The 6439-nt window shown below is 67.4% G+C and carries 8 protein-coding genes; 4 read left to right on the top strand and 4 right to left on the bottom strand.

The window, feature by feature from the left end; genetic code table 11:
- Positions 1–130 precede the first annotated feature (130 nt).
- A complete protein-coding gene (locus V9K97_RS14860) occupies positions 131–1012 on the bottom strand; it encodes a branched-chain amino acid ABC transporter permease (protein ID WP_337318944.1) in 882 nt (293 codons plus the stop codon).
- Complete coding sequence (locus V9K97_RS14855; RefSeq protein WP_258505326.1) at positions 1009–1872, bottom strand: ABC transporter ATP-binding protein; 864 nt, start codon at positions 1870–1872, stop codon at positions 1009–1011. Before V9K97_RS14855 ends, V9K97_RS14860 begins: the two co-directional genes overlap by 4 nt.
- Before the next feature lie 139 nt (positions 1873–2011).
- On the opposite strand from V9K97_RS14855, the gene V9K97_RS14850 reads away from it, so the two are divergent.
- The 3 genes from V9K97_RS14850 to arfB are packed head-to-tail and all read left to right on the top strand — an operon-like array spanning position 2012 to position 4348.
- Positions 2012–2695: a TetR/AcrR family transcriptional regulator gene (locus V9K97_RS14850; RefSeq protein WP_337318940.1), complete on the top strand. Its 684-nt coding sequence runs from the start codon at positions 2012–2014 to the stop codon at positions 2693–2695.
- Positions 2696–2739: 44 nt separating this feature from the next.
- Positions 2740–3924, top strand: coding sequence for an acetyl-CoA C-acyltransferase family protein (locus V9K97_RS14845; RefSeq protein ID WP_337318938.1), 1185 nt, complete (start codon positions 2740–2742; stop codon positions 3922–3924).
- Positions 3925–3940: 16 nt separating this feature from the next.
- Complete coding sequence (arfB, locus tag V9K97_RS14840) at positions 3941–4348, top strand: alternative ribosome rescue aminoacyl-tRNA hydrolase ArfB (protein WP_157613180.1); 408 nt, start codon at positions 3941–3943, stop codon at positions 4346–4348.
- Here arfB and V9K97_RS14835 read toward each other — a convergent pair.
- Complete coding sequence (locus tag V9K97_RS14835; protein ID WP_337318937.1) at positions 4317–4847, bottom strand: hypothetical protein; 531 nt, start codon at positions 4845–4847, stop codon at positions 4317–4319. The genes arfB and V9K97_RS14835 overlap by 32 nt on opposite strands.
- A 114-nt stretch (positions 4848–4961) precedes the next feature.
- Here V9K97_RS14835 and V9K97_RS14830 point away from each other — a divergent pair, with 114 nt between their 5' ends.
- Entirely contained in the window at positions 4962–5531 is a 570-nt protein-coding gene (locus tag V9K97_RS14830) for a DUF3299 domain-containing protein (RefSeq protein WP_337318935.1), read from the top strand.
- 6 nt (positions 5532–5537) lie between these two features.
- Here the strand turns inward: V9K97_RS14830 and V9K97_RS14825 are convergent, their stop codons facing one another.
- Complete coding sequence (locus V9K97_RS14825; protein ID WP_337318933.1) at positions 5538–6422, bottom strand: LysR family transcriptional regulator; 885 nt, start codon at positions 6420–6422, stop codon at positions 5538–5540.
- Between the last annotated feature and the right edge of the window lie 17 nt (positions 6423–6439).

Here is a 6439-nt window from a genome sequence, read left to right as displayed (position 1 = left end):
CTTGCGCAGCGAAATAAAGGAGGAGGCCGCAGGCCGGGGGACATTCGCGGAGAAAGGTACCCCGTCGGCGGGGGCGCACCCTGAACAACAAGCCCTAACCACGTTCCAGCGTGCAAAAGAGAGAGCCATCTCAAAGCCTCTCGATCTCATGCGTGCCGAACAGCCCATAGGGCCGCACCATCAGCACGAGCACCAGCACGATGAAGGTTGCGAGAAGCTTGTACTCGCCGCCGAGATACGAGCCCGCGAGCGCCTCCACCAATCCGATGAACAGGCCGCCGACCAGCGCGCCCAGCACGCTGTCGAGCCCGCCTACGATCACCACCACCAGCACCGACAACCCGAACACGCCCATCGACGAGGAGATGCCGCCGATGGCGCCGACGATGATGCCGGCCACTGCGGCGATCATGGCCGAGGACACCCATGCGAGCGAGAACACGCGAGGTACGTTGATGCCCATCGAGTACGCCGCGGCCTGGTCCGATGCCGTGGCTCGCAGCGCCACGCCCCCGCGCCAGAAGCGGAACAGCAGCAGCACCAGCCCGATCAGCACCACGGCAATCAGAGCGCCATAGGCAATCTTGGGGGCGAGGAACGCGTCGCCGATCATCACCGGTGCGTTGGGCAGGAACTCCGGCAGCCGGCGCTGGTCGGCGGTCCAGATGATCTCCACCAGCCCCACCAGGATGGACGCGAGCCCGACCGTGACCATGAACACCGAAATCGGCGGCTCGCCCAGGAGCGGCCGGATCATGGTGCGTTCGATCACCGCGCCCAGCAGCCCTGTGCCGATCACCGAGCCAAGCACCGCGAGCCAGATCGGCAGCGAGAAGCTCGCGGCGAAAGCAAAGAACAGGTACGCGCCGACCATCAGCATCTCGCCGATGGCGATGTTGACCACGCGCGTGGCCTTGTAGACCAGCACGAAGGCCAGCGCGGCCAATGCATAGAGGCCGCCGCCCGCGATGCCCGTGAGCGCGATTTCGAAGAGATAGGCCCAATCCATCATGCGGCCGCCTGCGCCATGGACTCGCCGCGCAGCTTGCGCCGCAGCTCGCCGACATCGCCCGCGCCCAGGTAGGCGCGAATCACTTCGGGGTCGGCCTGCACCTGCGCCGGCGTGCCCTGCGCGATGACCTGGCCGAAGTTGAGCACCACCACGTGGTCCGACAGGTCCATCACCATGCCCATGTCGTGCTCGACCATCAGCACCGTGACGCCCCACTCACGACGCACGTCGAGGATGAAGCGCGCCATGTCTTCCGTCTCTTCGCGGTTCATGCCGGCCACCGGCTCGTCGAGCATCAGCACCTTGGGCTGCATTGCCAGTGCGCGCGCCATTTCCACGCGCTTTTGCAAACCGTAGGGCAGGGCGGCCACGGAGGCGTGGCGGATGTGGTCGATCTCGAGGAAGTCGATGATCCGTTCTTCCACGTCGCGGCGCAGCTCGGCCTCTTCGCGCCGCGCCCGGCCCAGGTAGCAGAGGGCGTCGAACACATTGGTCTTCAGGTGTGCATGCCGGCCGAGCTTGATGTTGTCGAGCACCGTCATGCCGCGGAAGAGCGCAATGTTCTGGAAGCTGCGCGCCAGCCCGAGCGCCGCCCGCTTGGGTGCGGGCAGGCGGGTGATGTCCTCGCCCTCGAACAGCACGCGGCCCTGCGCGGGCTTGTAGAAGCCCGATATGGTGTTGAAGAGCGATGTCTTGCCCGCGCCATTGGGGCCGATCACCGCGGTGATCGAGCCCGCGGCCACGCCGAAGCCCACGTTCGTCAGCGCCTTCACGCCGCCGAACGAGAGCGTCAACGCCTCGACCTGCAGCACGGTGGAGGCAGAGGCGGGAGAGGCGTCCCGTGAGGGCTCGTCAGGCATGGCTCGCAGCGTTGGGATAGGGTCAGGGTTTGTGTCCAGGGGCAGAAAAGCTACTGGCCCGTAAAATTCCTACTGGCGGGTAATGTCACAGTTCGCCGCATCGCGCGGCATCAGGACTTTCCCCGCCCGCACAAACCCCATGCCCCGCCCAGCCCTCATCGCATCCTCCACGGCTTCTCCCTGGGAGCCCGCGGACAAGCGCGCGCAGCAGCGCGAGCTCAAACGCAACGCCGTGCTGCAGACGGCCGCGCAGCTCTTCAACGAGCGCGGCTTCCATGCCACCTCGCTCGACGACATTGCCGAGCGGCTCAATGTCAGCAAGCCCACCGTCTACTACTACGTCGAGAGCAAGGACCAGATCCTGCTGGAGTGCGTGAAGATTGCGCTCGACCTCATGCAGGCCGGCATCGACGAGGTGCGCGCCGCGGGCGGCAGCGCCATCGACCAGCTCAAGGCCTGCATGCGCATCTACTCGAGCGTGGTGACGCAGGACTTCGGCATGTGTGTGATCCGCATCGGCGAAGACCCGCTGCCAGATCCGCTGAAAAAGGAGCTGCGCGGCCTCAAGGCCGGTATCGACGGGCAGTTTCGCCGGCTCATCGCGGAAGGCGTGGCCGAGGGCTCGCTCGCTCCCTGCGATCCGAAGATGGCGGCTTTCATGCTGGCCGGCGCGCTCAGCTGGATCGGCCGCTGGTACCGCTCCGACGGCGACCTCACGCCCGACCAGATTGCCGACCAGGGCATCGAACTGCTGTTGAATGGCGTACTGCATCGCCCGGCCGCCGGCGCGCGCCGAAAGCCCGCCGCGGTAAAGACCCGGTGAGCGCCCGCCCAAACGAATCTTTTCCAATCCAGGAGACCCATCCCATGACCCAACGCGACATCTTCGTGGTCGGCACCGCCCGCACCGCCATCGGCACCTTCGGCGGCTCGCTGAAGGATGTGCCCAACACCCAGCTGGCCACCACTGCCGTCAAGGCGGCCATCGAGCGCAGCGGCGTCGCGGCCGATGCCATCGGCCACGTGGTGATGGGCAATGTGATTCCCACCGACGTGAAGGACGCCTACCTGAGCCGCGTGGCAGCCATCGACGCGGGCTGCCCCATCGAGACTCCGGCCTTCAACGTCAACCGCCTTTGCGGCTCGGGCCTGCAGGCCATCGTGTCGGCGGCGCAGGCCATTGCGCTGGGCGACTGCGACATCGCCATTGGCGGCGGCTCGGAGTCGATGAGCCGTGGCCCGTACTTCGACACCTCGGCCCGCTACGGCGCGCGCATGGGCGACGCAGTGCTGGTCGACTACATGCTCGGCATCCTGCATGACCCGTGGGAGAAGATCCACATGGGCATCACCGCCGAGAACGTGGCCGCGCGCTACGGCATCACGCGCGAGCAGATGGACGAGCTGGCCGTGGCCAGCCAGCAGCGCGCCGCCGCCGCCATTGCCGCGGGCCGCTTCAAGGAACAGATCGTTCCGGTGGAGGTCAAGACGCGTAAGGGCGTCGTGCTGTTCGACACCGACGAGCACGTGCGCGCCGACACCAGCGTCGATACGCTCTCGAAGATGAAGCCCGCCTTCAAGAAGGACGGCCTCGTGACCGCCGGCAATGCCTCGGGCATCAACGACGGCGCCGCCGCCGTGGTGCTGGCCGAAGGCGGCCGCGTGAAGGCGCTGGGCCTCAAGCCGCTGGCGCGCCTGGTCGGCTACGCGCACGCCGGCGTGGAGCCCGCGTACATGGGCATCGGTCCGGTGCCCGCCACGCGCAAGGTGCTGGAGCGCACCGGGCTGAAGGTGGGCGATTTCGACGTGATCGAGTCGAACGAGGCCTTTGCGGCGCAGGCCTGCGCGGTCATCAAGGAGCTGGGCTTCGATCCGGCCAAGGTCAACCCCAACGGCTCGGGCATTTCGCTCGGGCATCCGGTGGGCGCGACCGGCGCGATCATCACCACCAAGGCGATTGCCGAGCTGCACCGCACGGGCGGCCGCTACGCGCTGGTGACGATGTGCATCGGCGGCGGCCAAGGCATCGCGGCCATATTCGAACGGGTTTGAAGGCACACTTGCGGGCATGCTCCGCCCACCCATCCTGATCGACCCCGACGAGGTCGAGATCAGCGCCATCCGGGCGCAGGGCGCGGGTGGGCAGAACGTCAACAAGGTGTCGAGCGCGGTGCACCTGCGCTACGACATCCACGCGAGTTCGCTGCCCGCCGACGTGAAGGAGAGGCTGCTCGCGCTGCGCGACAGCCGCATCACGCAGGAGGGCGTTTTCGTGCTGAAGGCGCAGCAGCACCGCACACAGGAGATGAACCGCGCCGACGCTCTGGCGCGCCTGCAGGCCGTGGTCGATAGCGTGGCCACGCCGCCGCGCGTGCGGCGCCCCACCAAGCCCACCTACGGCTCGAAGCAGCGCCGGCTCGAAGGCAAGAGCCAGCGCTCGCAGATCAAGAACCTGCGCGGGCCGGTGCGGGACTGACCGGCTTGCCGCCGCGCAGCCGCTTGACCTGCAGCGTCACGCCGATCAGGTACAGCGCGCCGAGCACCGCGGTGATCGCCTTGAGCTCAGGCGCATCGGCGTTCGGCAACAGCGGGGCGCCCAGCGGCAGGCGCGTCAGGGTTTCGGTAAAAGCCGGAATCCAGTGGAACAGGAAGCTTGCCGAAAAGGCCGCGGCTTCGATGTAGCGAGACGCCTGGCCGAAGAAGGCGCCGCGCCCGGCGGCCGCCCCTAGGGCGAGCGCTGCGAGCGTGAGGATGCCAAGTGCATGCGGCTTGCCGAAGCCGCCGTGCTGGAAGATGCCGAAGCCCGTCAGGCAAGTCAGCACGGTGGTCCACACGAAGATCCGGCCCCAGCCGGTGCGCAGCGTGATTTCCTTGTAGCGGAACAGGGCGATCAGCCCCGCGATCACGGCGATCAGGCTGATCGCGGTATGAACAATGCCAAGGGACGTGAGTCCCAGCCATCCTGTCGCTGCCATGCCGGATCTCCTCGGAGTCGTGGTCGCGAGATTCTGCCGGCCGGTGGGCAATTTGTCTCCTTCATTAAGGCCCCGCTAAGCTGCCTGACACGGGCCGCAAGCACAATAGGCGCCATGAGAGCCCTCTTTTGCCGCGCCTTGCCGGCTTTGCTGCTTGCCCTGGCCGCATTGGCCCTGACGGGGTGCGGGCCGGCTTCCGAGGGCAGCCCGGCTGCAATCGGCGCGGTGCAGGAGCTCAAGTGGGAAGAGCTCGTTCCCAAGGACTGGGACCCGACAAAGCGCTACCGCAACATCAGCCTGGAATCGCTGCGCGACAACGATCCGCGCGCGGTGCAGATGCTCGACGAGATGCGGGCCGTCTGGGACAACGCGCCGGTCAACGTGGCGCTCGACGGCACCGCCGCGCGGCTCTCGGGCTTTGTGGTGCCGCTGGACAACACGCAGGGCGGTATTCGCGAGTTCTTGCTGGTGCCGTATTTCGGTGCCTGCATCCACACCCCGCCGCCGCCCGCCAACCAGATCGTGCACGTGATCGCGTCCGATACGGTGAAGGGCCTGCATGCGATGGACACAGTGCGCGTCAGCGGGCTGCTGAAGGCGGCGCGTTATTCCTCGGCGGACATGGGCGTGAGCGGCTACGAGATCAAGTCGGCCTCGGTCGAGCCCTTTGTCGCGGCGCGCTGAGCCTCGTCAGCCCATGCGCTGCGAAAGAAAATCCAGGAACGAAGTGATCCGCGCCGACAGCTGCGTGTTGCGGTAGTACACCGCATTGACCGGTTGGCGCACGTCGACCGTTTCCTTGGCCAGCACCTGCACCAGCGCGCCGCTCGCGCGGTCGGCGCCGGTCATGAAGTCCGACAGGCAGACGATGCCCGTGCCCGCCAGGGCCAACTGCCGCAGCGTTTCACCGCTCGATGCGGCGAGCGTGGGCGTGATGGTCCACTCGTCGCCATGCACGCTGCGCAGCGGCCAGCGGTTGAGCGATTCGGGCTGCGTAAAACCCAGCAGTGCGTGGCCGCCCAGGTCTGCCACCTTGCGCGGCTTTCCGTGCGCTTCCAGGTAGGCCGGGCTTGCGAGCACGCGCAGCCTGTGCGTGCCGAGCGGGCGGGCGTGCAGCGTGGAGTCGCGCAGCGGCCCGATGCGGATCGCGATGTCGGTGCGGCGCTCCAGCAGGTCGATGGGCAGGTCGTCGGTGTCGAGCTCCAGGCTGATCTGCGGAAACAGCCGCCGGAACTCCGGCACCAGCGGCACGATGGCGTGCAGCATGAAGGGTGAGGCCGCGTTCACCCGCAAGCGTCCGGCGGGCTGCTGGCGGCGCGCGGCAAGCTGCTCTTCCGCTTCGTCGATGGCGTCGAGGATGGCGCGCGTGTGCAGCAGGAAGGCGGCGCCTTCTTCCGTGAGTTCAAGCCGCCGCGTGGTTCGCCGCAGCAGCGTGGTTTCCAGCTTCTGCTCGAGCCGGCTCAGCGCGCGGCTGATGCCCGACACCGTCTGCGAGAGCTGTTCCGCGGCCGCGGTGATGGAGCCGGTGTCCACCACGGCGCGAAACGCGATCAGTTCTTCGATGGCGGTTTTCATTGCAAGAAGTGCCGCCT

Source organism: Variovorax sp. CCNWLW186, from assembly GCF_037203865.1.
In the GTDB taxonomy this organism is placed as follows: domain Bacteria; phylum Pseudomonadota; class Gammaproteobacteria; order Burkholderiales; family Burkholderiaceae_C; genus Variovorax.
Note: the sequence above shows the minus strand (reverse complement) of the source record. Positions and strands in the feature narration are given on the sequence as shown.

Excerpts from the sequence above, each read along its gene's own strand:
- V9K97_RS14860 (WP_337318944.1), bottom strand. The coding sequence starts at position 1,012 with ATGATGGATTGGGCCTATCTCTTCGAAATCGCGCTCACGGGCATCGCG.
- V9K97_RS14830 (WP_337318935.1), top strand. The coding sequence starts at position 4,962 with ATGAGAGCCCTCTTTTGCCGCGCCTTGCCGGCTTTGCTGCTTGCCCTG.
- V9K97_RS14825 (WP_337318933.1), bottom strand. The coding sequence starts at position 6,422 with ATGAAAACCGCCATCGAAGAACTGATCGCGTTTCGCGCCGTGGTGGAC.
- V9K97_RS14835 (WP_337318937.1), bottom strand. The coding sequence starts at position 4,847 with ATGGCAGCGACAGGATGGCTGGGACTCACGTCCCTTGGCATTGTTCAT.
- arfB (WP_157613180.1), top strand. The coding sequence starts at position 3,941 with ATGCTCCGCCCACCCATCCTGATCGACCCCGACGAGGTCGAGATCAGC.
- V9K97_RS14855 (WP_258505326.1), bottom strand. The coding sequence starts at position 1,872 with ATGCCTGACGAGCCCTCACGGGACGCCTCTCCCGCCTCTGCCTCCACC.
- V9K97_RS14845 (WP_337318938.1), top strand. The coding sequence starts at position 2,740 with ATGACCCAACGCGACATCTTCGTGGTCGGCACCGCCCGCACCGCCATC.
- V9K97_RS14850 (WP_337318940.1), top strand. The coding sequence starts at position 2,012 with ATGCCCCGCCCAGCCCTCATCGCATCCTCCACGGCTTCTCCCTGGGAG.